Origin of the sequence: Sandarakinorhabdus limnophila DSM 17366 (assembly GCF_945882885.1) — a bacterium.
GTDB classification, from domain to species: Bacteria; Pseudomonadota; Alphaproteobacteria; order Sphingomonadales; family Sphingomonadaceae; genus Sandarakinorhabdus; species Sandarakinorhabdus limnophila_A.
The window spans coordinates 14,432-36,554 of sequence record NZ_CAMCWT010000013.1 but is presented as its reverse complement, the minus strand read 5'-3'; the positions used below and the strand labels follow the sequence as shown (position 1 = coordinate 36,554).

At 64.8% G+C, this 22,123-nt stretch carries 23 protein-coding genes; 13 read left to right on the top strand and 10 right to left on the bottom strand.

Going from position 1 to position 22,123, the window contains the following annotated elements; all coding sequences use genetic code 11:
• The first annotated feature begins 36 nt into the window (after window positions 1–36).
• Window positions 37–1,947: a potassium transporter Kup gene (locus Q7O19_RS04515; protein ID WP_303808943.1), complete on the top strand. Its 1,911-nt coding sequence runs from the start codon at window positions 37–39 to the stop codon at window positions 1,945–1,947.
• 4 nt (window positions 1,948–1,951) lie between these two features.
• Here Q7O19_RS04515 and Q7O19_RS04510 read toward each other — a convergent pair whose 3' ends face one another.
• Window positions 1,952–2,236: a hypothetical protein gene (locus Q7O19_RS04510; RefSeq protein WP_303808941.1), complete on the bottom strand. Its 285-nt coding sequence runs from the start codon at window positions 2,234–2,236 to the stop codon at window positions 1,952–1,954.
• A 322-nt stretch (window positions 2,237–2,558) separates the two neighbouring features.
• On the opposite strand from Q7O19_RS04510, the gene Q7O19_RS04505 reads away from it, so the two are divergent.
• Window positions 2,559–3,560: an NADP-dependent oxidoreductase gene (locus Q7O19_RS04505; RefSeq protein WP_303808939.1), complete on the top strand. Its 1,002-nt coding sequence runs from the start codon at window positions 2,559–2,561 to the stop codon at window positions 3,558–3,560.
• 267 nt (window positions 3,561–3,827) lie between these two features.
• Here Q7O19_RS04505 and recR read toward each other — a convergent pair whose 3' ends face one another.
• Window positions 3,828–4,424 carry a recombination mediator RecR gene (gene recR / locus Q7O19_RS04500; RefSeq protein WP_303808938.1) on the bottom strand — a complete coding sequence of 199 codons (597 nt, stop codon included), beginning with the start codon at window positions 4,422–4,424 and terminating at the stop codon, window positions 3,828–3,830.
• A gap of 143 nt (window positions 4,425–4,567) precedes the next feature.
• Here recR and acnA point away from each other — a divergent pair, with 143 nt between their 5' ends.
• The 3 genes from acnA to Q7O19_RS04485 all read left to right on the top strand — a co-directional run bounded on the left by acnA (window position 4,568) and on the right by Q7O19_RS04485 (window position 8,882).
• Window positions 4,568–7,252 carry an aconitate hydratase AcnA gene (acnA, locus tag Q7O19_RS04495; protein ID WP_303808936.1) on the top strand — a complete coding sequence of 895 codons (2,685 nt, stop codon included), beginning with the start codon at window positions 4,568–4,570 and terminating at the stop codon, window positions 7,250–7,252.
• Window positions 7,249–7,494 carry a hypothetical protein gene (locus tag Q7O19_RS04490; RefSeq protein WP_303795571.1) on the top strand — a complete coding sequence of 82 codons (246 nt, stop codon included), beginning with the start codon at window positions 7,249–7,251 and terminating at the stop codon, window positions 7,492–7,494. The genes acnA and Q7O19_RS04490 overlap by 4 nt, the downstream gene beginning before the upstream one ends.
• Before the next feature lie 116 nt (window positions 7,495–7,610).
• Window positions 7,611–8,882: a trypsin-like serine protease gene (locus Q7O19_RS04485; RefSeq protein ID WP_303808935.1), complete on the top strand. Its 1,272-nt coding sequence runs from the start codon at window positions 7,611–7,613 to the stop codon at window positions 8,880–8,882.
• 54 nt (window positions 8,883–8,936) lie between these two features.
• Here Q7O19_RS04485 and Q7O19_RS04480 read toward each other — a convergent pair whose 3' ends face one another.
• Window positions 8,937–9,653, bottom strand: coding sequence for an HAD family phosphatase (locus Q7O19_RS04480; protein ID WP_303808933.1), 717 nt, complete (start codon window positions 9,651–9,653; stop codon window positions 8,937–8,939).
• A gap of 44 nt (window positions 9,654–9,697) precedes the next feature.
• On the opposite strand from Q7O19_RS04480, the gene Q7O19_RS04475 reads away from it, so the two are divergent.
• The 6 genes from Q7O19_RS04475 to Q7O19_RS04450 all read left to right on the top strand — a co-directional run bounded on the left by Q7O19_RS04475 (window position 9,698) and on the right by Q7O19_RS04450 (window position 14,695).
• The gene (locus Q7O19_RS04475) at window positions 9,698–10,825 is read left to right on the top strand and encodes an ABC transporter permease (protein ID WP_303808932.1); all 1,128 of its coding nucleotides are present in this window, start codon (window positions 9,698–9,700) and stop codon (window positions 10,823–10,825) included.
• The gene (locus Q7O19_RS04470) at window positions 10,825–11,622 is read left to right on the top strand and encodes an ABC transporter ATP-binding protein (RefSeq protein ID WP_303808930.1); all 798 of its coding nucleotides are present in this window, start codon (window positions 10,825–10,827) and stop codon (window positions 11,620–11,622) included. Before Q7O19_RS04475 ends, Q7O19_RS04470 begins: the two co-directional genes overlap by 1 nt.
• On the top strand, window positions 11,622–12,581 hold the full coding sequence (locus tag Q7O19_RS04465) for an MlaD family protein (protein ID WP_303808928.1): 960 nt from the start codon (window positions 11,622–11,624) through the stop codon (window positions 12,579–12,581). Before Q7O19_RS04470 ends, Q7O19_RS04465 begins: the two co-directional genes overlap by 1 nt.
• Complete coding sequence (locus tag Q7O19_RS04460; protein WP_303808926.1) at window positions 12,578–13,177, top strand: ABC-type transport auxiliary lipoprotein family protein; 600 nt, start codon at window positions 12,578–12,580, stop codon at window positions 13,175–13,177. Before Q7O19_RS04465 ends, Q7O19_RS04460 begins: the two co-directional genes overlap by 4 nt.
• Before the next feature lie 76 nt (window positions 13,178–13,253).
• Window positions 13,254–14,198, top strand: coding sequence for an alpha/beta hydrolase (locus Q7O19_RS04455; RefSeq protein ID WP_303808925.1), 945 nt, complete (start codon window positions 13,254–13,256; stop codon window positions 14,196–14,198).
• Window positions 14,195–14,695, top strand: coding sequence for an RNA pyrophosphohydrolase (locus tag Q7O19_RS04450; protein WP_303808923.1), 501 nt, complete (start codon window positions 14,195–14,197; stop codon window positions 14,693–14,695). Before Q7O19_RS04455 ends, Q7O19_RS04450 begins: the two co-directional genes overlap by 4 nt.
• On the opposite strand, the gene Q7O19_RS04445 is transcribed toward Q7O19_RS04450, so the two are convergent.
• A complete protein-coding gene (locus tag Q7O19_RS04445) occupies window positions 14,686–15,936 on the bottom strand; it encodes an MFS transporter (RefSeq protein ID WP_303808921.1) in 1,251 nt (416 codons plus the stop codon). The genes Q7O19_RS04450 and Q7O19_RS04445 overlap by 10 nt on opposite strands.
• Window positions 15,937–16,054: 118 nt before the next feature.
• Here Q7O19_RS04445 and Q7O19_RS04440 point away from each other — a divergent pair, with 118 nt between their 5' ends.
• Window positions 16,055–16,459, top strand: coding sequence for a GFA family protein (locus Q7O19_RS04440; RefSeq protein ID WP_303808919.1), 405 nt, complete (start codon window positions 16,055–16,057; stop codon window positions 16,457–16,459).
• On the opposite strand, the gene thiS is transcribed toward Q7O19_RS04440, so the two are convergent.
• The 6 genes from thiS to rpmH are packed head-to-tail and all read right to left on the bottom strand — an operon-like array spanning window position 16,456 to window position 20,724.
• Window positions 16,456–17,436 (bottom strand): sulfur carrier protein ThiS, encoded by a 981-nt coding sequence (gene thiS, locus Q7O19_RS04435; protein WP_303808918.1) that lies wholly within the window; start codon window positions 17,434–17,436, stop codon window positions 16,456–16,458. The genes Q7O19_RS04440 and thiS overlap by 4 nt on opposite strands.
• Window positions 17,437–17,447: 11 nt before the next feature.
• On the bottom strand, window positions 17,448–18,098 hold the full coding sequence (gene yihA / locus Q7O19_RS04430; protein ID WP_303808916.1) for a ribosome biogenesis GTP-binding protein YihA/YsxC: 651 nt from the start codon (window positions 18,096–18,098) through the stop codon (window positions 17,448–17,450).
• A complete protein-coding gene (gene yidC / locus Q7O19_RS04425; protein WP_303808915.1) occupies window positions 18,095–19,942 on the bottom strand; it encodes a membrane protein insertase YidC in 1,848 nt (615 codons plus the stop codon). Before yidC ends, yihA begins: the two co-directional genes overlap by 4 nt.
• 58 nt (window positions 19,943–20,000) lie before the next feature.
• On the bottom strand, window positions 20,001–20,210 hold the full coding sequence (gene yidD, locus Q7O19_RS04420) for a membrane protein insertion efficiency factor YidD (RefSeq protein WP_303783100.1): 210 nt from the start codon (window positions 20,208–20,210) through the stop codon (window positions 20,001–20,003).
• Window positions 20,207–20,584: a ribonuclease P protein component gene (rnpA, locus tag Q7O19_RS04415; RefSeq protein WP_303808913.1), complete on the bottom strand. Its 378-nt coding sequence runs from the start codon at window positions 20,582–20,584 to the stop codon at window positions 20,207–20,209. The genes yidD and rnpA overlap by 4 nt, the downstream gene beginning before the upstream one ends.
• Before the next feature lie 5 nt (window positions 20,585–20,589).
• A complete protein-coding gene (rpmH, locus tag Q7O19_RS04410) occupies window positions 20,590–20,724 on the bottom strand; it encodes a 50S ribosomal protein L34 (protein WP_022679949.1) in 135 nt (44 codons plus the stop codon).
• Between the two features lie 140 nt (window positions 20,725–20,864).
• On the opposite strand from rpmH, the gene argJ reads away from it, so the two are divergent.
• Complete coding sequence (argJ, locus tag Q7O19_RS04405; RefSeq protein WP_303808910.1) at window positions 20,865–22,088, top strand: bifunctional glutamate N-acetyltransferase/amino-acid acetyltransferase ArgJ; 1,224 nt, start codon at window positions 20,865–20,867, stop codon at window positions 22,086–22,088.
• Window positions 22,089–22,123: the final 35 nt, after the last annotated feature.

The following is a 22,123-nucleotide window of genomic DNA, read 5'->3' as shown; positions in this document are numbered from 1 at the left end:
ACCTCGCCGCGTCTATTCAACGGTCGGGCATCTTCCATGTCGAACCAGGGTGCATCTTCGGATGCGGCCACTCACGCTGACCACAACGGGCATCAACAATCGCTGCTGAAGCTGGCGGTTGGTGCCGTTGGCGTGGTGTTCGGCGATATCGGCACCAGCCCGCTTTATGCCTTCAAGGAAACCTTTGCGGGCCACCATCCGCTGGGGTTGTCCACGGTCAGCATCTATGGCGTCATCTCGCTGATCTTCTGGACGATGATGCTGGTGGTGACGCTGAAATATGTCTCCGTCATCATGCGGGCCGATAATCGCGGCGAAGGCGGCAGCCTCGCCCTTATCGCCCTCATCTCGCGCCTGTCCCCCGGCGACACACGCTCGGCACAACTGGTGCTGCTGGGCGTGATGGCCACGGCGCTGTTCTTCGGCGATGCCATCATCACGCCGGCGATGTCGGTGCTGTCGGCGGTGGAAGGTATCACCGTCGTTGAAGCACGGATGCAGCCGCTGGTGGTGCCCATCGCCATCGCCATCCTGCTCGGCCTGTTCCTGTTTCAGAGCCGCGGCACTGCCAAGGTGGGCGCCATCTTCGGCCCCATCGTGCTGATCTATTTCGCCACGCTGGCGGTGCTGGGGATCAGCAACATCATTGCCAATCCGGCCATCCTGTGGGCGCTGAACCCATGGTATGCGCTGCAGTTCATCATCGCCATGCCGGGCGCAGCCTTCCTTGCGCTGGGCAGCGTCGTGCTGGCGGTGACCGGCGCCGAAGCGCTCTATGCTGACATGGGCCATTTCGGCCGCAACCCCATCAGGCTGGCCTGGTTCGCCCTCGTGCTGCCAGCGCTGATGATCAACTATCTCGGCCAGGGTGCGCTGCTCACCGCCCACCCCGAAGCCGTGGCCAATCCCTTCTTCCTGATGGCGCCGGAATGGGCGCGGCTGCCGCTGGTGGTGCTGGCAACACTGGCCACCATCATCGCATCGCAGGCGGTGATTTCGGGTGCCTTCTCGGTCACGATGCAGGCCATCCAGCTCGGCTTCCTGCCGCGCATGAAGATCGTCCACACCTCGGCTTCCGCCTTTGGGCAGATCTACATCCCGGCAGTGAACTGGACGCTTCTGGTGCTGGTGATGTTCCTGGTGCTGGCCTTCCAGTCCTCCTCCAACCTTGCTGCCGCCTATGGCATTGCCGTCACCGGCACGATGCTGATCGATACGCTGCTGGTCGGCGTGCTGGTGCTCACCATCTGGCGCTGGCCGGCGTGGTGGGCGGCCCCGCTGCTGGCGATCTTCCTCATCGTCGATTTCGCCTATTTCGCGTCCAACCTGACCAAGGTGCCTGATGGCGGATGGTTCCCGCTGGTGATCGGCATCATCGGCTTCACCGGCCTCACCACCTGGTCGCGCGGCCGCGCGCTGATGCAGAAACGGCTGCGTGACAGCTCGATGCCGATGGAGGTGTTCATCAAGTCCGCCGCGGCGGCTGCCACCCGCGTGCCGGGCACCGCCGTCTTCATGACCACATCACCGGTGGGCGTGCCGCAGGCGCTGCTGCACAATCTGAAACACAACAAGATCCTGCACGAACGCATCATGATCCTGACCGTGGTGATCGATGAGGTGCCCTATGTATCGGACGAGGATCGCATTGGCGTGAAGGATCTGGGTGGCGGCTTCTATCGCATCCTCATCCGCTATGGCTTCATGCAGGAAATCGACATTCCAGCCGTGTTGAAAAAGGTCGAAAACTGCGGACCGAAGCTGAAGATGATGGAAACCAGCTTCTTCCTCTCCCGCCAGACCCTGCTGGCCAGCGACAAGCCCGGGATGGCGATCTGGCGCGAGCATCTGTTCAGCTGGATGATGCGCAACGCCGAAAGCGCGATGGACTTCTTCAAGCTGCCCACCAACCGGGTGGTGGAGCTGGGCTCTCAGGTCGAGATCTGAGATCTCAATCTAGATCGCTGGTGGAAATCACGAACCAGCGCTGGCCGTCATCGGCCATCAAGGTGACCATTTCGCCGCTGGGCACCTCGAACGCGGGCGCCAGTTCGATTGTCTCGCCCATCGCCGCCATCAGACGGACGCCGCCGCGTCCAGCCGCCCGAACCGTCAGCAGCCGGCCTGCCAGTTGATCTGCACGCGGCAGCCGGATGGACAGTTTTTCGACCCGAACCGCAACGACAACATCCGCATCGTCGCCAACGCTGATCGTGCCGGCGTCTGCATCGGTCACGATCAGCGGACGTGCCTGTTGCGCGCCGCGCTGTCCAGGCGGACCGACAGGCCCCGGCGGACCGGCGGGCCCAGCCAGTCCTGGTGGCCCTGCTGGCCCCGGCAACCCCGCAGGTCCGTCCCTGCCAATGGTGGCCGAGCAGCCAGAAAGGGCAAAAGCCAGAAGAACAAGAAGCGGAGCCGTGAGTTTCATTACGACAACGTAATCTGTTGAAGCGCCGCCCGCAATCGCCGGTGGAGGGCCTTATTCCCCTCCCGCACCCAAGAGGTGCAGGGGCTGCGCAATGCCGCTAGGGTGAGGTCAACCACAGGAGAATCCCATCATGACCACGTCTCGCGAAATCTGCCTTGCCAGCCGCCCGGTCGGCATGCCCGCCGCCGAAAACTTTGCCGTCGCCAGCCGTGAACTGGCTGCCCCCGGCCCCGGTGAAGTGCTGGTCGAGAACAAGTTCATCTCCGTCGATCCCTATATGCGCGGCCGCATGTATGACCGGCCGAGCTATGTGCCGCCGTTCCAGATCGGCGAGGCGCTGCAGGGCGGCGCCATCGGCGTGGTGGTCGAAAGCAACGCCGAGGACCTGAAGAAGGGCGACATCGTCTCTTCCATGTTCGGCTGGCGCGAAGCGTTTGTGGCCCCGGCCGCCGCATTGGAAAAGCTCGACGTTCCGGCACGCATCCCGACGGAAAGCTTCCTTGGCGTGCTGGGCATGCCCGGCCTCACTGCCTGGGCCGGCCTGGCGCAAATCGGCAAGCCCAAGCCCGGTGACGTGGTGTTCGTGAGCGGTGCGGCTGGCGCTGTCGGCAGCATCGTCGCGCAGGTTGCCAAGCTGAAGGGCTGCACCGTGGTCGCCACCGCCGGCAGCGACGACAAGTGCGAATGGCTGAAGAGCCTCGGCATCGATCATGTCATCAACTATCGCACCTGCGGCAATCTGCTGGCCGCCGTGCAGGCCGCAGCGTCGAAGGGCATCGATATCTATTTCGACAATGTTGGCGGCGAGCATCTGGAAGTCGCCATCGAAGTCGCCCGCCCGTTCGCGCGGCTGATCGAATGCGGCATGATTTCCGCCTACAACGACACCGAGCCGACGCCCGGCCCGCGCAACCTCATCCAGATTGTTGGCAAATCGCTCACCATGCGCGGCTTCATCGTAATGGAATTTGCGGGCCTGCGCGGCGAATTCATCGCCGAAATGAGCGGCTGGATCCGCGCCGGCAAGCTGAAGTGGCAAGAAACGGTGCTGGAAGGCATCGAGAAGGCACCGGAAGCGTTCATCGGCCTGTTTGAAGGCAAGAACACCGGCAAGATGCTGGTGAAACTGTAGGCTCAGGACCTGCTAATTCTATATCCCGTCATTGGACGGAGAGGCAAAATGGCAAGGAGAGCGGTCGAAGGCGGGGCAGTGCCCCCCGGCAAGGCCGTCCGACGCCGCCATTTTGCCTCTCCGTCCAACCCGCAGGGCGGCCCGTAGCGCCCCAGCCCAGCGCTCGTTTCGCTTGGGCGGTAGCTTCTGCTACCGCCGCTGCGCTGACTCACTCTTGCCGGGGCGCTGCGGGCCGTGCCGGGGCATGGAACTAGCAGGTCCTGAGCCTTAACCGACAGGCCGGCGGGCGTTGAGGGCGAGGGCCAATGTGCCCTCGTCCAGCCAATCAAGTTCGCCGCCCATCGGCAGGCCCTGCGCCAGCTGGCTGACCTTGACGCCGGTGGAGGCCAGTGCCTCGGCGACATAGTGCATGGTCGCCTGCCCCTCCATGGTGGCCGAGAGGGCGAGCACCACTTCTTTCACAACGCCGTCACCGGCACGCGCCACAAGGGAGGGGATGGCCAGATCCTCCGGCCTCACCCCGTCGAGCGCGGACAAGCGCCCGCCCAGCACATGATAGCGGCCGGAAAACAGGTGGCGGCCATCGAGCGCCCACAGATCAGCCACGTCCGCCACCACGCAGAGCAGCGACGGATCGCGGCGCGGATCGCGGCAAATGGCACACGGATCGCTGGTTTCGACGTTGCCGCACACCCCGCACACCACCAGATTGGCCGCAACCGCCTGCAAGGCTTCGAGCAACGGGAACAGCGCCACCTCGCGCCGTTTGATGAGGTGCAGCACCGCTCGCCGCGCCGATCGCGGCCCCAGACCGGGCAGCCGGGCCAGCGCGTTGGTGAGTGCATCGATTTCGGGCGAAGCCATGGCCCCTTATGGTGACAGATTTTTACCGGCGCAACCGGTCTGGATTTTGACACGAATTCCCCGGCGCACAGGCTTTTCGCGCTGCACCATATGGGCTAGACCGTGCGACATCTTGTCAAAGCACATACAAAGGGAGAGGCGCAGTGACCGCCATCGGCCAGGACAGTCTGAACACCCGCCGCACGCTGAAAGCCGCGGGCAAGGAATATGCCTATTACAGCCTGGAGGCCGCCGCGGCGCAGCTGGGTGACATCTCGCGCCTGCCCTATTCGATGAAGGTGCTGCTGGAGAACCTGCTGCGTTTTGAAGATGGCAGCACGGTGACCACCGCCGACGTGAAAGCCGTGGTCGATTGGCAGGCCACCCGCACGTCGAACCACGAGATCAACTATCGCCCGGCCCGCGTGCTGATGCAGGATTTCACCGGCGTGCCGTGCGTCGTCGATCTCGCTGCCATGCGCGATGCCATCACCAAGCTCGGCGGCGATCCGATGAAGATCAACCCACTGGTGCCGGTCGATCTGGTGATCGATCACAGCGTGATGGTCGATGAATTCGGCAACCCCAAGGCGTTTGAAGACAATATGGCGCTGGAATATGCCCGCAACCTGGAACGCTATGAGTTCCTGCGCTGGGGCAGCGGCGCGCTGAAGAATTTCCGCGCGGTGCCGCCCGGCACTGGCATCTGCCACCAGGTGAACCTAGAATACCTCGCCAAGACGGTCTGGAGCAGCGAAGATTCCTCGGGCGCGATGATCGCCTATCCCGATACCTGCGTGGGCACCGACAGCCACACCACGATGATTAACGGTCTTGGCGTGCTGGGCTGGGGCGTCGGCGGCATCGAAGCCGAAGCCGCGATGCTGGGCCAGCCGGTGTCCATGCTCATCCCCGAAGTCGTCGGCTTCAAGCTGACCGGCAGTCTGGCCGAAGGCGTGACCGCCACCGATCTGGTGCTCACCGCCACCCAGATGCTGCGCAAGAAGGGCGTGGTGGGCCGCTTCGTCGAATATTATGGCCCAGGCCTCGATGCGCTCACCCTCGCCGATCGCGCAACGCTGGCCAACATGGCGCCGGAATATGGCGCCACCTGCGGCTTCTTCCCGGTCGATACCAAGACCATCGATTATCTGGTGCTGTCCGGCCGCGATGCCGACACCGTGGCGCTGGTCGAGGCTTATGCGAAGGCGCAGGGCCTGTGGCGCGAAGCCGATACGCCCGATCCCGTCTTCACCGACACGCTGGAACTCGATCTCGGCACCGTCATGCCCAGCCTCGCCGGTCCGCGCCGTCCGCAGGATAAGGTGCTGCTGTCGGATGCCAAGCCGGCGTATGAAAAGGAACTGGCCGGCGGTTACGGCAAGGCCGACAAGATGGCCCAGCGCGTGCCCGTTCCCGGCGCAAATTACGACATCGGCCATGGTGACGTGGTGATCGCCGCCATCACCAGCTGCACCAACACGTCAAACCCCGCCGTGCTGGTTGCCGCCGGTCTCGTGGCCCGCAAGGCGCGCGCGCTCGGCCTGAAGAACAAGCCGTGGGTGAAGACCAGTTTTGCCCCCGGCTCCAAGGTCGTCACCGATTATTTCGACAAGTCGGGCCTGACGGCGGACATGGACGCGCTCGGCTTCAACCTGGTCGGCTATGGCTGCACCACCTGCATCGGCAATAGCGGCCCGCTGCCCGAACCGATTTCCGAAGCGATCAACGCCAACGACATCGTTGCCTGCTCGGTCTTGTCGGGCAACCGCAACTTCGAAGGCCGCGTGTCGCCGGACGTGAAGGCGAATTATCTCGCCTCGCCGCCGTTGGTCGTTGCCTATGCGCTGGCCGGCACGATGCGCAAGGATCTGACCAAGGAACCGATCGGCCAAGGCACCAATGGCCCGGTTTACCTCAAGGACATCTGGCCGACCAACGCCGAAGTCGCCGGCATGGTAATGGCCAACGTGACGCCCGAGATGTTTGCCGCGCGCTATGCCAACGTGTTCGACGGCGATGAGCGCTGGCAGGCGATCAAGGTTGAAGGCGGCGCCACCTATCGCTGGAACACCAGCTCCACCTACGTCCAGAACCCGCCCTACTTCGACGGCATGACGATGACGCCCGCCCCGGTGGCCGACATCATCGCCGCCCGCGCCCTGGCCGTGTTCGGGGACAGCATCACCACCGATCACATCAGCCCGGCCGGCAGCATCAAGGAATCGAGCCCGGCTGGCCGCTACCTGACCGAACGCCAGGTGACCAAGGCGGAGTTCAACTCCTATGGCGCGCGCCGCGGCAACCATGAAGTGATGATGCGCGGCACCTTCGCCAACATCCGCATCCGCAACGAAATAGTGCCGGGCGTCGAAGGCGGCGTGACGCGCCACCTCCCGTCGGGCGAGCAGCTCGCCATTTATGATGCTGCCATGGTCTACAAGGCCGATGGCACGCCGCTGGTGGTCGTCGCCGGCAAGGAATATGGCACCGGCTCCAGCCGCGACTGGGCGGCCAAGGGCACCACGCTGCTCGGCGTGCGCGCCGTGATCGCCGAAAGCTTCGAACGCATCCACCGTTCCAACCTGGTCGGCATGGGCGTGCTGGCGCTGGAATTCGCCGCCGGCACGGATCGCAAGTCGATCGGCCTCACTGGCGAGGAAGTGTTCGAGATCACCGGCATGGCCAACCTGAAACCGCGCCAGATGCTGGCGGTGCGCTTCACCCGGCCCGATGGCAGCACCGGCGAGTTCCAGGCGCTGTGCCGGATCGATACCGAGCAGGAGCTGGAATATTATTACGCTGGCGGCATCCTGCCTTACGTGTTGCGAAACCTCGCCGCAGCATGAGTTGGCAGACAGTTGCCATCGAGACGGCAGGCTGGATCGGGGCGGTGCTGGTGCTGGCGGCCTACGCGCTGGCCAGCGCTGGCCGCCTTGATGGCAAATCGCCGCTGTTCCAGTGGCTGAACCTCGTTGGCGCGGCCGGCTTCGTGATCAACACCGCCTGGCACGGCGCCATGCCGTCGATGGTGCTCAACATCATCTGGTGCGGGATAGCGGTGTTTACCTTATGGAAACTGCGCAGCTAGCAGCCGCAGTTAAGTAACTTAATTATCGGTAATTTTTTCGTTGATATTTCGGGAACACATCTCTAGTATCCCTCAGTCTGTGCCGTGATGGTGCTGACTCAAGGGGGTATTTTGTGATGCGTTTTCAGTTTTCCGTCATCGCAACAGCGATGATCGTTGCGTCGCCAGCGCTTGCCATCGAGGCTTTTGAACCGGCGCCCAACGTCGCCGGGATTTCGGCCAATGCAGCCAAGCAGTTGAGCGCTATCCAGCCAGTCAAGATGGCCAGCGGCAGCAAGAATGGCATGAGCTGGTCGGCTGTCAGCCGTGTCATCGGCCAGACGGCGACTTCGGATGTGCTCGCCCCAAGCAACACCATCGGCGGTGGCAAACCGATCTATAAGCCGTCCGCCAACAAGAGCGGCACGGTCGCCCTGATCATGGAATATTCCAACGGTGATCGCTTCATCTGCTCGGGCAGCGTGCTGGCCGATGGCCGCTCGATCGCCACAGCCGCCCACTGCGTCAGCGACGGCGCCGGCACGGCCAATCCTGTGAAGACCACAGTCCATTTCTACAACGGCAATCCCGATCAGCGCGCAGTTGATCCGGGCGCCAGCGAAACCCGCAGCGTCACCGCTTATTTTGTGCATCCGGAGTATTCGGGCCAGGTAATCGACCAGAACGATATCGCGATCCTGCGCATCAACAAGGAAGCGCCGACTTCGGCCCAGCGCTATGATCTCTTCACCAACGGCGATCTGGCCGGCATGGAGTTCAACGTTGCCGGCTACGGCACGCGCTCGACCACGGGCGGAAACAACGGCAACACGCCACCGTTCGGTGCCCGCACAGGCTTCCTGCGCGAAGGCGACAACATCTATGATTATGCCTGGGGCAATTCGCTGTTTCAGAATTTCTTCACCGAGCTGGATGCCAACGGGGAGAATTTCTTCTTCAATCCTGGCGTCAACGGCAACGTTGCTGACTATGAGTTCAGCTTCATCTCCGATTTCGACAACGGCACGCTGGCCCAGGATCAATCGCGCCGCATCGCCAACGCGCTCGGCCTTGGCCCGCTCGGCAACACCTTCTTCAACAATCAGGGCCTGGGTGCCCGTGAAGTCGGCATTGCTGGCGGCGATTCGGGCGGCCCCGGCTTTGTTGATGGCAAGCTCGCCACGATCAACAGCTATGGCCTCACCTTCGGACCCAACTTCGGTGACTTTGGTGGCGGCCTGAATGCGGGTTGGGGTGAATTCTCGGGCTATGTTCCGGTCTACATCCACACCGATTTCATCGCCACCACCGCTGTGCCGGAACCGGCCAGCTGGGCGTTGCTGATCATGGGCTTTGGCCTAACCGGTGCCGCCACGCGCCGCCGTCGCAGTGTGACGGCTGCTGCCTGACACCAGGCCAGTGCTTGAAAGGGCCGGCTCCGGATCATCCGGAGCCGGCCCTTTTCATGCCCGTTCCAGCAGGCTGCCCCTGATCCGGCCCCACAGCGCCACCGGCCAACCCCGGTGCGCCGCCAGCGCTGCCAGTTTGGCCGACGGATTGGCACACAATACGCTGCCGCCCGTTTCCAGCGCCAGTTCGAAACAGGGCGCATCGCTGTGATGATCACTGGTGAAATGCACGACCGCGCCGGCCAGGCCTTCATGTGCCAGCCACCGCTCAAGTGCTGCCCGCTTGGCCGAGCCATAGCAATTGGCGCCGTCCAGCGCGGGCGTGACATCGCCGCCAACCCGCACGGCTTCGGTCGCCACCACGTCGGCCACGCCAAAGCGCGCCGCAATGGCACGCACATAATAGGCATGGCTGGCCGAAGCGATCACCACGCGCCGGCCAGCCATCGCATCGGCTGCAATGGCGGCACGGGCCGGGGCCAGCGCATGATCCGCAACAAAGCCCAGGGCAAAATCCGCCGCCACCGCGCGCAACTGGTCTTCCGCCACGCGCGGACCGATCAGCCAGCGGTGTGACCAGCTCTTGATCTGCCCGCGCGACAGCAGGCCCAGCTCATAGGCAACGCCGCCCAGCGCCACCATCGGCAACAGCAGCACCCGCCACGGCGCCTCGCGCGCCAGCCAGAAACGGATGAAGGGCGCCCAACTGCCGGTATCGGTCAGCGTGCGGTCCAGATCATAAACCGCGATTTCGGTGGGTATGGAGGTCATTGTTCCCCTTGGCTTTTGCTCCCGCATAGCCCAGTTTGCTCGCTATGGGCAGCAGCATCAGCTGGCAGGAGACAGGCGACGGCGGCGCCCGCGTGGTGCTGTCGGGCCGGCTGACCATCGATGATGTTGCCACGCTGGCCGGCGCGCTAGCCACGGTTGCGCCGCGCGCGCCGGGGCTTTCTGTCGATCTTTCGGCCGCAACCGCGATCGATACCGCGGGTGCCTGGGCCATCAACAGCCTGATCAACCGTTGGAACGACGCGGGCCACACGGCCGAGGTGCAAGGCGCTGCTCCGGATATCGATCGGCTGATCCGCGCCCTCACCGTACCGCCGCCGCCCGTGAAGCGCCGGGCCGATAGGGGCAATCCGGTGCTGGCCAGGCTGGAGCAGATCGGCCGGGCCGTGGTGCACCAGGCGGACAATGCCGGCGGCTTCCTCGCCTTTCTGGGACAGACTTTGGTCGTGCTGACCTTGACGCTGATCGGCCGTCGGCGCTTGCGCTGGCATGCCGTGGTGCATCAGGGCGAAGCCATTGGCGTCAACGCGTTGGGCATTGTCGGGCTGTTGCTGTTCCTGGTCGGCCTGGTGGTGGCACAGCAGGGCGCCGTGCAGTTGCGCCAGTTCGGGGCAGAGGTGTTCACCGTCAACCTGATCGGCCGGGCCACCACGCGCGAACTGGGCATCCTGCTCACCGCCATCATGGTGGCGGGCCGATCGGGTTCAGCATTCGCTGCCCAGATCGGATCGATGAAGCTCAACCAGGAAATCGATGCGCTGCGCACCATCGGCCTTGATCCGATCGAGGTGCTGGTGGTGCCGCGCATGATCGCCTGTTCGCTGATGCTGCTGGGCCTGGCCTTCTATGGCGGGATGTGCGCGCTGATCGCCGGCGGCCTGTTTGCCTGGAGCGAACTGGCGATGCCACCAGCCTCCTACATCACCCGCCTGCAGGAAGTGATCCTGGTTTCCGATTTTGTCATTGGCATGATCAAGGCGCCGGTGTTCGGCTTTATCATCGCCATCATGGGCTGTTTCCACGGCTTTCAGGTGACCGGCAACGCCGAAACGGTCGGCAGCCGCACCACCCAGGCCGTGGTGGAAGCCATCTTCGTCGTCATCGTGTTCGATGCCTTCTTCGCCTTCTTCTTTAGCGCGCTGGGCTACAATTGATGGCCACGCTCTCTGCGACCTTGCCTGATGATGCCGATGTGGCGGTGCGGGTGCGCGGGTTGGTCACCGGCTTTGGTGATCATGTCTTGCACGATCATCTCGATCTCGATGTGGCGCGCGGCGAAATCCTTGGCCTTGTTGGCGGTTCGGGCAGCGGCAAATCGGTGCTGATGCGCACCATCATCGGGCTCAATCGGGCGCGGGCGGGCAGCGTGTCCATCTTCGGCCAGGATGCCCTCGCCGCCGATCCGGATGCGCAGCGACGCCTGCGCCGACAATGGGGCGTGTTGTTCCAGGAAGGTGCGCTGTTTTCCGGCCTCACCGTGGTCGAGAATATCGAAGTGCCGATGCGCGAGTTTCTGCAACTGCCCGATGCGGTGATGGACGCGCTGGCCGCCGCCCGCCTGCGCCAGGTTGGCCTGCCGGCGGATTCGTGCACCAAATTCCCTTCTGAACTTTCAGGCGGCATGAAGAAGCGGGCTGGCCTTGCCCGGGCGCTGGCGCTCGATCCGCCGCTGCTGTTTCTGGATGAGCCAACCGCGGGGCTCGATCCGATTTCGGCGGCGGCTTTTGACAATCTCATCAAGCTGCTGAAAGACACGTTGAGGCTCACGCTGTTCCTGATCACCCATGATCTCGATACGTTGATCGCGATCTGTGATCGGGTGGCGGTGCTGGGCGACGGCAAGGTGCTGGCCTGCGGCACGGTCGATCAACTGCGCGCGTTTGATCATCCGTGGGTGCAGGAATATTTCGGCGGGCCGCGCGGGCGGGCCGCAACCGGGGACTCAGCCTGATGGAGAACCGCAGCAACTATGTGATCGTGGGCAGCATCGCGCTGGCCATGGTGGTTGGCATCTTCCTGATGGTGCTGTGGCTGGCGCGCTTTTCCGGCGGCGACAGCAAGGTGTACGACGTTTATTTCAAGCAATCGATCAAAGGCCTGGCACTGGGATCGCCGGTGCAGTTCAACGGCGTTACCGTGGGCAAGATCACCCAGATCCGCTTGCTGCCGCAGCGCCCGGAGTATGTGCGGGTGCGCATCAACATCGATGGCGAAGTGCCGGTGCTGGAAGGCACCACGGCCGGGGTGGAAGGTGTCGGCTTCACCGGCGTGTCGCAGATCCAGCTGGCCGGCGCGATGGAAGGCGGCAAACCGATCATCACGCCCGGCCCCGATGGCGCCCCGGTGATCCCGCCCCGCACCGGCGGCCTCAACGATCTGCTCGCCACCGCGCCGGAAGTGCTGTCGAACGTCTCGCTGCTCACCAAGCGGCTGAATGACGTGCTGAAGGATGAGAATCGCGAAGCGCTGTCGGGCATCCTGAAGAACACCGATGTCGCCACCGCCGCGCTGGCCAAGGGGGCACCCGATCTGCAGGCGGCGCTGGCAGAGGCGCGCACCACAATGACCGCCGCCACCGCCACCCTGCAGCGCATCGAGGCGCTGGCCGGTTCGGGGCAAAGCCTTGTGGATTCAGACCTGCGCCCGCTCGCGGCCGATCTGCGGCGCACCGTCACCAGCGCCAACGCGACGCTGGCCAAGGTCGACGCATTGGCCGGCAGCGCCCAGCCGGGGGTGGAGATGCTGGCCAACCAGACCATTCCGGAAACCACCCAGCTAATCCGTGAACTCAGGGAAACCACGTCGCGCCTGGGTGCGATCGCCGCGAAACTGGATGAAGACCCGGCCGGTGCCCTGATTGGCGGCCGCCGGCTGCCCGAATATCAACCGCCCAAGGGAGACGCGAAATGATGCAGCGATTTGCTCCGATCATCGCTGCCCTGGCTCTGGCCGGCTGCGGCCCGCTGGTGCAGGTGGGCGGCAACGCGCCCGCCCCTGATGCGCTGCTGGTGCTGCGCGCCGATGCGCCGCCGCCGCAATGGGCTGGACCGACCGCAGTGGGCGACACGCTGGCGGTTGCCATTCCCGATGTGCCGGCCGAACTGCAGACGCTGCGCCTGCCGGTGCAACTGACCAGTGCCACCGTGCAATATCTGGCCGGCGCCAGTTGGGCGGAGCAACCCAATCGCCAGTTCCAGCGTCTGCTCGCCGATACGCTGGCCGGCGCCGGCGTGGCGGTGCTCGACACGCGCAGCGGCGGCGTTGCGCCCGCCCGCGCGCTCACCGGCCACTTGCGTGAATTTGGCCTGGATGTGCGTGGCCAGGCAGTGGTGCGCGTGCGTTATGACGCGCAACTGGCCGGGCCACGTGGCGCCGGCACCGTGGCGCTGCGCAGTTTCGTGGCCGAAGAGAAGGTGACGAGCCAGGAGCCTGCGGTGGTCGCCGCCGCCCTCAACCGTGCCGCCAACCGCCTCGCCGGCGAAGTGGCGGCGTGGGTGAAGGGCTGAGCCCAACCAAATTCACCGGTTGCTCAACGGTTGCACCGGCCTAGAACAGCACAAAACCGCCTTGGGAGTTTCTGCCATGCCCACCAAAACGCCTTATGTCCGCCCCGACGTTGCCAACCTGCTCGCCATGATGGCCGCCAATCCGGGGCCGTCGTTCACCGACATGAGCCCCGCCGAAGGCCGCGCCATGTACCAAGGCATGGGCCAGATGCTGGAATTGCCGCGTGGCGAGATCAGCAGCGCGGACTTGACGCTGCCCGGCGGCATCAAGGCCCGACTCTACACGCCGGCATCGCTCGAAAATGGCACGGTCGTCGCCTATTATCATGGCGGCGGCTGGGTGATCGGCGATCTCGAAACGCATGATCAGCTATGCGCCGAAATCGCCCGCGCACTGGGCCGCCGCGTGCTGGCGGTGGATTATCGCCTGGCCCCCGAAGCCCGGTTCCCGGCCGCGGCCGAAGATTGCCTGGCCGCCACCCGCTGGCTCGCCGGCTCACCGGCCGAACTGGGCAGCGCCGTCACCGGCATCATCCCGGCCGGCGACAGCGCTGGCGGCCATATGGCGGCGCTCGTTACCCGCGAACTGCACGGCCATCTGCCGGTGCCGATCGTGGCGCAATGGCTGATCTATCCGGTGACCGACATGACCGCCGCCGAAGGCTCGATGGTGGAACTGGGCGACGGCTATGTGCTGACCAAGGCCACCATGGACTGGTTCATCGACGCCTATATGGGCAGCGCGACCGACAAGTTGCTCCACCCCTGGGCCAGCCCGCTGCACGCCGAAACGCTGGACGGCCTGCCGCCGGCGATGCTGATGACCTGTGGACTGGATCCGCTGCGCGATCAGGGCCGGGCCTATGCCGGCCGGCTGATCGAACATGGCGTGCGCACGATCTTCCGCGAGGCCGCCGGGCAGATCCACGGCTGCTTCACGATTCGGCAAGGCATTCCGAGCGCGCAGGATGATCTGGCCGGCTGCATCACGGATCTGAAATTGCTTCTGGCCGGGGCATGACACCCCCATCCGCCATTCCGCGCGAGCACAAATCCGGCCTGCCCTATCGCCCCTGCGTGGGCGTGATGCTGGTCAATCCGGCTGGCCTGGTCTTCACTGGTCAGCGCCTCGATCAGATGGTGGAGGCCTGGCAGATGCCCCAGGGCGGGATCGATCCCGGCGAAGACCCGTATGAAACCGCGCTGCGCGAACTGTGGGAAGAAACCGGCGTCGATCCGGTGCTCACCTCTTTGCTCGGCGAAACGCCGGAGTGGCATTATTACGACCTGCCCGACGATCTGATCGGCCGCATCTGGAAGGGCAAATATGCCGGCCAGCGCCAGAAATGGTATGCGCTGCGCTTCCACGGCACCGATGCAGACGTGAATATCGCGACGGAGCATCCCGAATTCCGCCACTGGCGCTGGAGCCCGGTGGACACGCTGGTGGACATGGCGGCGCCGTTCAAGCGGGAGCTGTATGCCGATGTGATCGGGGTGCTCTCGCCCTATCTGTGAGCCGCCCAGTCGAGCGGTTCCACCTTCGGCACCAGCACGGCCAGGCTGAACAGCGCGATCAACGGCGCACCGGCAGCAAGCGCGAAGGCGGCGTTGTAGCTGCCGGTGGCATCAATGATGGCGCCGGTGATCAGCGGGTTCACGATGCCGGCAATGTTGCCGAAACCGTTCTGGATGCCGGTCCATTTGCCCACCGCCGTGGGGCCGGCAAACATCTGAGCTATCATGTTCACGCACACATGCATGATGCCGATGCCAAAGCCGGCCAGCAGCAATGCGGTGATCAGCGCGCCCTGGCTTTGGGACAGGGGAATGCCGGCCAGGCCCAACGCCGTCATCAACGTGCCCGCCATGGCACCGAAGCGCCGCACCGGGCCGGGGGCCAGGCCGCGCCGCAACAGCACATCGTTCACCTGACCGCCGATCAGCGCCGCCACCGCCTGCGCGGCAAAGGCCAGCGCGCCGATCCACGCCATGTTCTGCAGGCTGTAGTGGCGCACCTCGACCAGCCACAACGGCAGCCAGGTGACGAGGAAATAGAGACCAAAGCCCCAACAGACTTGGCTGAGCGACAATGACAGCGCGGCACGGGTGACAAGGATCTGCAGATAGGTGGGCCCATCGCCGGTGGCGCCAGTATGCACAGCGGCCGGCGGCAGCCGCTTGATGGTGATGATCCAGGGCAGCAGCCACAACAAGGTGGCGATGCCGACCACGCCAAACAGCCAGCGCCAGCCCAGCGAGGCCAGCAGCAGCCCGCCCGCCAACGTGCCGAACGCCGGCCCCAGGGCCAGGCCGATGGACAGGGCGGCATTGGCCGCGCCCTGCCGCGCCGCATCGACATGATCGACAATCAGCTTGAACAGCGCCGGGAAGGTCACCGCCTCGCCCACCGCCAGCAGCAGCCGCAGCAGCACCAGCGCAATCAGGCCATTGGCAAGGCCCGTCAGCGCCGTCGCCAGCCCCCACAGGCCAAGCCCGGCTGCCAGCAGCCAGCCGGCATTGGTGCGGCCCACCAGCCAGCCCGCCACCAGCTGCCCCGGCGCATAGACCCAGAAAAAGGCCGAGGCGGCGAGACCATATTGGGTGGCGGTGAGGCCCAGATCGTCCTTCAGGCGCGGCGCAGCGATGCCCAGCGTGCCGCGATCGATGTAATTGATGAAGACGGCCAGCCCGATCAGCCAGACCAGCGCCGTCACCGCCCCTGCCTGTGCGCTCGGCTGCTCGCTTGCTTGTGCCATTGTTACCCCCGCCGTCGCAGCGTGGGCAGCGGCCGCTGGCCTGTCAAGCAGGGGGCGTCTTGGTTGTGCCGGGGCCACGGGTGCGATAGCGTTTGGCACACAATCGGAGGATATTGCCATGGCGGGGCTGGACGGTGGATGCCTGTGCGGGGCGGTGCGCTACAGCGTGGCGGCCGAACCGGTGATGCAGGCGGTGTGCCATTGCAAGAATTGCCAGCGCCAGGCCGGCAGTGGCTGGTCGATGATCATGGGTGTGCCGGCGGCGGCTGTGGCCATCACCGGCGAGGTGCAGACCTACCAGGATCATGGCGAGTCCGGCGGCGACGTGCTGCGCCAGTTTTGCCCCACCTGCGGATCGCCGCTGTTCAGCCGGGTATCGGCGGCACCCGATCTGGTGTTCATCAAGGCCGGCACGCTGGACGATACCAGCCAGTTCACGCCGCAGATGCAGTTCTGGACCGACAGCAAACAGCATTGGGTCGATATCGCCGGCGTGCCGGGATTCGCCCGCAATCCGGGCTAGATCAGCCCTGCCAGCGGGCTCGACGGATCGGCATAGCGGCGCTTGCCCATACGGCCAGCGCGATAGGCGAGGCGGCCGCTTTCCACCGCCAGTTTCATGGCGCGGGCCATCAGGATCGGGTCCTTCGCCTCGGCGATAGCAGTGTTCATCAGCACACCGTCGCAGCCCAGTTCCATCGCCACAGCGGCATCGGATGCCGTGCCCACCCCTGCATCAACCAGCACCGGCACCTTGGCATTCTCGATGATCAGCCGCAGCGTCACCGGGTTCTGGATGCCGAGGCCCGATCCGATCAGGCTGCCCAGCGGCATGATCGCGGCGGCGCCCAGCTCTTCCAGTTTCTTGGCGGCGATCGGATCATCGGCGCAATAGACCATGACGTCGAAGCCATCCTTCACGAGGATGTCGGTCGCCCGCAGCGTTTCCGCCATGTCGGGATAGAGCGTGCGTGCTTCGCCCAGCACTTCCAGCTTCACCAGGTTCCAGCCGCCCGCCTCGCGTGCCAGCCGCAGCGTGCGGATCGCATCGTCGGCGGTGAAGCAGCCGGCGGTGTTGGGCAGATAGGTGAAGCGCTTGGGATCAAGAAATTCCGTCAGCATCGGCTGACTGCGATCCGTCACGTTCACGCGCCGCACCGCCACGGTGACGATTTCCGCGCCGCTGGCTTCGGCGGCTGCGGCATTCTGGGCATAATCCTTGTACTTGCCGGTGCCAACGATCAGCCGCGAGGTGAAGCGGCGGCCGGCCACTTCCCAGCCTTCGTCGTCCTGCCCGCCACCTACGAAATGCACGATCTCCAAGGCGTCCCCCTCGGCCAGCACCACCTCGGCAAAGGTCGAACGCGGCACGATGGCCAGGTTGCGCTCCACCGCCACCTTTTCGGCCGGCAGATCGAGGCTCGCCAGCAAATCGGCCACGCTGCTGCCAGCGGCAACACGGCGCGGATCGCCATTCAGGGTGATGGTCAGCTCGCTCATTACAGTCGTCATCATTGGCCCGTGGCGGCGGCCAGCACGGCGGCGCGCAATTCGGGGATGCCCTCGCCCTTTTCGGCAGAGGTGGCGATCACTTCCGGATAAGCAGCGGGGTGGATGCGGGCCGCCGCAGAGACGGCCTCGTGCACTTTGGCCAGCTCGGTCGGCTTGATCTTGTCGCCCTTGGTCAGCACCACCTGGAAACTCACGGCGGCCTTGTCCAGCATGCTCATGATCTCGCGGTCCACCGGCTTGATGCCGTGACGGCAATCGATCAGCACCAGCACCCGGCGCAGCACCGTGCGCCCGCGCAGATAATCGAACACCAGATGCTTCCACTGCCGCACCACGTCCTTGGGTGCTTCGGCAAAGCCATAGCCGGGCATGTCGATGATGCGAAACAGCGTCGGCTCGCCCACTTCGAACACGTTCAGTTCCTGCGTGCGCCCTGGCGTGACCGATGCGCGCGCCAGGCCATTGCGGCCGGTGATGGCATTGAGCAGCGATGATTTGCCCACGTTCGACCGGCCGGCCACCGCGATTTCCGGCACATCCGGCGCCGGCAGGAACCGCAGTTCCGGCGCGGACAGCAGGAAGCTGACCGGCCCAGCAAAACGCTTGCGCGCGGCCTCAATCAGATCGGCTTTTGCCTGTTCCTCGGTCACTTGCGGCGGCGTCTTGCAGTCGGCTTTGGCGCACCCGGCTTGGGGCCAGCGGGCTTCGGCGCTGGCCTGGGCGGATTCGGCTTCACGTCGATCAAGGCGGCCGATGGCGGGGTCGCTGGCGCCGGGTATTTGCGGTTCATGTAAAGCTGCTGCCCGATCGAAACCAGGTTGTTGATCGTCCAGTACAGCTGCAGGCCGGCCGCAAACGGCGCCATGAAGAACATGAACAGCCATGGCATCAGCGCAAACACCTGCTGCTGCACAGGATCCATCTGCGCCGGGGAAAGCTTCTGCTGCAGCCACATGGTGACACCCAGCAGGATCGGCAGCACGCCCAGCGCAATCAGCGCCGGCGGCTGCCAGGCAATCAGGCCGAACAGGTTCAAGGGCGTCAGCGGATCAGGCGCCGACAGATCGGTGAGCCACAGCACGAACGGCTGGTGGCGCATTTCGATGGAGATCAGCAGCGTCTTGTAGAGCGCGTAAAAGATCGGAATCTGCAGTACGATCGGCAGGCAGCCAGCGAGCGGATTGACCTTCTCGGTCTTGTAGATGGCCATGATTTCCTGCTGCGCGCGCAGCTTGTCGTCGCCGTACTTCTCCTGGATCGCCTTCATGCGCGGGCCGATCAGGCGCATCTTGGCCATCGATTCATATTGCTTGTTGGCAATCGGGAACATGATGGCGCGCACGATCAGCGTCAGCCCGATGATGGCGACACCGAAATTGCCGGTGAACTTGAACAGGAAATCGAGCAGGTAGAAAATCGGCTTGGCGATGATCTCGAACCAGCCCCAGCTCACCGATTTGTCGAGGCGCGGAATACCGGCTTCGGTGTAGCGGTCGATCAGGTCGACTTCCTTGGCACCGGCAAACAATTTGGCGGTGCTGGCATTGCGACCATCCGCCGGCACGGTGACCGCCCCGGCCAGCCAATCGGCCTGATATTGGCCGGCAGCCTGCGTGAACGTGGCCGCAATGCTGGACTTCTGATCCGGCACACTGGCGGCCAACCAGTATTTTTCTGTCAGGCCCACCCAGCCGCTCTTGAAACTATACTTCTGCGGGCCGTCATCGAGCAGCTTCTTGTAAGTCAAGTCGGTACAATTGAAAGCAAGGAAAAAGCAGGTGTCCTTCAGCGTGCCATCCAGCATGGCAATCGGCCCGACATGAACATTGGCTTCCGCCGCCGCCGGTTCACCGCGCCGCGACACGAGGCCGAACGGCTGCAACGCCACCGGCACCGCGCCGGGATTGGCGATGCTCTGTTCGACGGTGAACATGAAATCGGCGTCAACGCTGATCTTCTGCAGGAAGATGAGGCCCTGCGGCGAGGTCCAGCGCAGCGACACCGGCGTGGCGGGTGTCAGCGTGGTGCGATCTGCCGTCCACACGGCCGTGGCCGGCGGTGCGACCGTGCCCACCCAACCGAATTGGGCGAATTGCGCGTCGGCGGTGCGGCTTGGCGAGAAAAGGCGGACGGGCGGCGACGTCTTGTCCTTGGTCTGGCGATAATTGGGCAACACCAGATCATCGAAGCGCGCGCCGATGAGGTTGATCGAGCCCTTCAGGCGCGGCGTATCGATGGCAACGCGCGGGCTTGCGGCCAGCGCGGCGTCACGGCCAAGGATGGCGCCCGGCCCGGCAATGGCAGGGGCGGCACCCGGCAGGGCGGCCACAGCCGGATCGCCAGCCGGCGCTGCCGTACTGACAACCGGGGTGGGCGCTTCGGTGGGGAAGAAGCGATCGGCAACAACAGTCCAGCCGAGCAGCACCATGGTGGAAAGCACCACGGCGAGCACGATGTTCTTCACGTCGGGCGATTGATTGTCCTGAGGAGGCAAGATTGTCTCTCTGGCTGGAATGGCAGGATTCGGATGGGATCGCGGCTGCTATAGCCGCTCAGGGCACCGGGTCATAGCCCGAACCCCCCCAGGGGTGGCAGCGGGCAATGCGGCGCACGGCAAGGCCAAAACCCCGCACTGGTCCGTGGCGTTCGATGGCGGTGATGGCATAGGCCGAACAACTCGGCGAAAAACGGCAGGAGGGTGGCATCACGGCCGAAAATGTCACCTGCCACAGGCGGATCGGCCAGATCAGCAGTGATTTCATCGCCGGGTTCCCTGCCAAGGCTTTTCTGTGTCCTTGGGTGGGAGATGGGCCTTGGCCAGCGCCTTTTCCAGATCGGCCTTCAACACGGCGAAATCGCGGGTGAGGCCGGCCTCGCGCCCGATCAGCACATGATCGGCGCCGGGATGGCCGTGGGTGGGCAGGGTGAGGAGCGCGATTTCACGCAGGCGGCGCTTCAGCCGGTTGCGGATCACGCTGTTGCCGATCTTCTTGGTGACGGTATAGCCGGCCCGCATCAGGGGCGCGCCATCATCCCGCTGCCGCACGAGCAGCACAAAGCCGGCGGATGGTACCCGCCGGCCCTGATTTGCAGCCAGGAAATCCCGTCGCTGCCGGATGGTCTCCGGCGCGCGCATCAGCGTCAGGCCGAAAGCTTCTTGCGGCCGCGGGCGCGACGGGCGCGGATGACATTACGGCCGCCGACAGTGGCCATGCGCGCGCGGTAGCCGTGACGGCGGGCGCGGACGAGCTTGGACGGCTGATAAGTGCGCTTCATGGGAAACAGTCCTAAAAATAGATTCGGTCTGGACGCAGTCGCCTGCGTCCAGAAAGAATGGTGCCGATAATGTGCCGGCCCCGCAGAGTCAACACAACTGTCACTGGACAAGCTGCATATTGGCAGCAAAGGCGAAATCCATGGAACGCTCCCCGCTCGCCCTGCCCTTCCCCGCCCTTGCCTCCATCGCCGGGGTGCGCATCGGCACGGCCAAGGTCGCCTACAAGAAATGGACGCGAGACTGCGTGACGCTGGTGGAACTTGCCCCTGGCACGGTGGTGGCAGGGGTGACGACGCAATCGAAATGCCCGTCGCCCGAAGTGGAGTTGTGCCGGGCCAAGCTGCCGCAGGGCCAGGCGCGCGGGCTGATCATCAACGCCGGCAACAGCAATGCCTTTACTGGCATGTCAGGCCGTGAGGCGGCCAGAGCGCAGGCCGCGCGGGTGGCCGAAGTGCTGGGTTGCAACCCGGACCACGTGTTCAGTGCCTCCACCGGCGTGATCGGCGTGCCGCTGCCAGTCGATCTGGCACTATCCGGCGTAACACAGGCCCATGCGGCACTGGGCCAGGCCGATTGGCTGGCCGCCACCAACGCCATCGGCACCACCGACACCTTCCCCAAGGCCGCCACGGCCAGCGCCATCGTCGCCGGCACGCGCGTGACCATCGTGGGGATCGTGAAGGGCAGCGGCATGATCATGCCCGACATGGCAACGATGCTCGGCTTCATCTTCAGCGATGCCGCCGTCACCGCAGGCCTGTGGCAGCAGATGCTGCAGGCCGCCGTCGCCCCCACGTTGAACAGCATCACGGTGGACAGTGACACCAGCACATCGGACACGGTGCTGGCCTTCGCCACCGGCGCCGCCGACCATCCCGTGCTCACAAGCATGGATGACGCGGGCGCCGACGCGCTGGCCGCCGCATTGGCAGACGTGTGCCGCCAACTCGCCATCCTGGTGGTGCGCGACGGTGAGGGCGCGCAGAAACTGATCGAGGTGACGGTGTCCGGCGCGGTGGACGATAGCTCGGCCAAGCGCGTCGCCATGAGCATCGCCAATTCGCCCCTGCTGAAAACCGCGATTGCCGGCGGCGACGCCAATTGGGGCCGGGTGGTGATGGCCGTCGGCAAGGCCGGCGAACCCGCCGAGCGCGACCTGCTTTCGATCCGTTTCGGCAACACGCTGGTGGCCGAACAGGGCATGGTCGTGCCCGGTTATGACGAGGCACCGGTGGCGGCGCATCTTGCCGAGCAAGAGGTGCGCATCACCGTCGATCTCGGCCTTGGGCAAGGCCGGGCCCGCGTGTGGACCTGCGATCTCACCCACGGCTACATCCGCATCAATGCTGATTATCGCAGCTGAACGCTGCTGGGGCCGACTACCGCAGCTGGCCCCCT